The sequence below is a fragment of the Phenylobacterium sp. CCH9-H3 genome (genome assembly GCF_001557235.1).
GTDB lineage: Bacteria > Pseudomonadota > Alphaproteobacteria > Caulobacterales > Caulobacteraceae > Phenylobacterium.
On record NZ_LSJI01000252.1, the window covers coordinates 1 to 2,291 of the forward strand.

Annotated in this window: 3 protein-coding genes; 2 read left to right on the plus strand and 1 reads right to left on the minus strand. The window is 74.0% G+C overall.

The window, feature by feature from the left end; all coding sequences use genetic code 11:
• The first annotated feature begins 153 nt into the window (after positions 1–153).
• Together AX721_RS22270 and AX721_RS22275 are read left to right on the plus strand one after the other, a co-directional pair.
• Positions 154–948, plus strand: a complete 795-nt coding sequence (locus tag AX721_RS22270; RefSeq protein WP_068878165.1) for a hypothetical protein — start codon at positions 154–156, stop codon at positions 946–948.
• Positions 949–1,013: 65 nt separating this feature from the next.
• Positions 1,014–1,733, plus strand: a complete 720-nt coding sequence (locus AX721_RS22275; protein ID WP_068878166.1) for a hypothetical protein — start codon at positions 1,014–1,016, stop codon at positions 1,731–1,733.
• Positions 1,734–1,742: 9 nt separating this feature from the next.
• On the opposite strand, the gene AX721_RS22280 is transcribed toward AX721_RS22275, so the two are convergent.
• Positions 1,743–2,291, minus strand: a 549-nt coding sequence (locus AX721_RS22280; RefSeq protein ID WP_231754754.1) for a demethoxyubiquinone hydroxylase family protein, incomplete at its 5' end; no start/stop codon positions are given.

Sequence of the window (2,291 nt, forward strand, 5' to 3'; positions counted from 1 at the left end):
GCGGGTCGAGAAGCTGTCGGCGCCGCCGGCGGGGTGATGTTCGTTATTTGTTCTTGCATTTGCGCGCGAATTGGGGTAGGGTTCTGTCAGCGTTGATTGCTGCGGCCTTGGGGCCGGCGGGGCGCTGATATTCCGACATCGCGAGAGACGACCATGACCGAGGACCTGCGTCCTGAGGGCGCCTTGGCGCGCCTGGTGGGACGGGTGAAGCCGGGCCGCAAGCCGGCGGTGAAGTACACGCTGAAGCTGGCGGTGCGGATCTGCGAGCGGGTGGCCGCGGGGGAGCTGCTCTACGACGTGTGCCGCGGGCGGCGGATGCCGACGCCGCAGACGGTGGGGCGGTGGGCGCGGGAGAAGGCGGACTTCGGCGCGGCGCTGCTGGAGGCGCGGCGGGCGAGCGGGCGAGGGCCGCGGGCGGACGGGCGCTATGGCGGCGGGGTGTTCAGCTATTCCGAGGAGGTGGCGGGCGAGATCTTCGAGCGGATGTGCGAGGGGCAGAGCCTGACCGCCATCTCGCGCGATCCGACCATGCCGAGCCTGTCGACGATCTTCCACTGGCGGCGGTCGTTTCCGCAGTTCGAGGAGAGCGTGCAGCAGGGGGCGCGGATCCGGGCCGAGCGGATCTGCGACGACGGCTGGGAGGAGGCGTGCGGGGCGACGCCGGAGACGGCGTTCCTGACCCAGGTGAAGCTGGGGCACATGCGCTGGATGGCCGGGGTGATGGCGCCGCGGGTGTTCCGGCCGAAGCTGGTGGAGCCGGACGCGCCGCGGAAGGTGCAGACCATCCTGTTCCGCCACTTCGGGGTGGAGGTGGACAAGGAGACGGGCCAGAAGAAGGTGGTGGCCTGGTGCCCCAATCCGCTGACCGGGCAGGTGGAGCGGGAGGACGCGCCCGGCTGGCGGCCGCCGCCGGGGACGGCCCGGCTGCCGGGCGGGCGGGACCGGTAGAGGGTCGGGTGTCCGGGCGCAGCCGCAATCTGGTCATCCTTGGCGGCTTGGGTCAGGGAATGCGGATGCAGGTTCGGACGATTCTGGTGGCGCTGGCCGCCCTGTGGGCCCTGGCGGCGGGCGGCGCGGCCTATGCGCAGTACGCGCCCGAGGCGGTGCGGGTGATGGAGCGGGCGCGGGCGGCCACGGGCGGGGCGGCCTGGGCGAAGGTGGCCGGGGTGCACGAGCTGGGGGCCGAGGAGGGCTTCCGCCACGAGCGCTGGGCCGATCCGCTGCGGTACGGCCTACGGACCGACGTGGCGGGGCCGGCAGGAAGGGTGGTGCGCGGGTACAACGGCGCCGGCGCCTGGAGCCTGCACCCGGCGGGGGCGGACGTGTCGGGCGAGCCGGCGCCGGACCTCAAGGCGGCGCGGACCGACGCCTATGTGGCGGGCTATGGCTATTACTTCCGCAGCCGGTTCGACGCGCGGGCCTCTTACGTTGGCCAGCGCCGGGCGGACGGGCGCGCCTTCGAGGTGGTGCGGGCGCATCCCAACGGCGGCTCTCCGCGAGAGCTGTGGTTCGACGCCAAGACGGGGCTTTTGGGCCGGATCGTCGAGGCGGAGGGGGCCAGGCCCGTGACGGTGGAGTTGAGCGACTATCGCAAGGTCGGCGCCCTGACCGTGCCGTTCCGGTTCGTGACGATGGGCGGGGGGCTGGCCAGGCCGCGGACGCGGGTGCTGGAGACGGTGAGGTTCGAGCCGGTGGACCGGGCGCTGTTCAGCCTGCCGGCGCGTGCGCCCTGAGGCGGCGGCTCAGACCTTTTCGCTGAGGCGGATGGCGGCGCGGCAGCCGGCGCCGATGACGGCCGAGAGCAGGGCATAGCCGGGGGCCTCGCGGGCGCCCTGGTCCACGGCGGAGTCGCGGTGGGCCAGCTCCTCGTCGCGGAACTTGGCGAGCTCGGCGGCGAGGTCGGGGTCGCGGTCGGCCAGCTCGGCGATCTGTTCGGCGTAGTGGCCTTCGATCACGGTCTCCACCGCCTCGGTGCAGGCGTGGGCGGCCTTCTCGCCCAGGAGGGCGGTGCCGGCGCCGAGGGCGAAGCCGGCCAGGCGCCAGACCGGGGTCATGAGGGTCGGGCGGACACGGCGTTCGGTCAGCAGGCGGTCGAAGCGGGCGAGGTGCTCGGCCTCCTGGGCCTCCATCTCGGCGAAGTGGCCGGCGAGGGCGGCCTTGCCCGGGGCGGCGCCCATCACGGCCCGCTGGCCGCGGTAGATCTGGACGGCGGCCAGTTCGCCGGCGTGGTCGACCCGCAGGATCTCCGCGAGGCGGGCGGCCGGGGCGCCGCGGCCGGGGCGGGGCGGGAT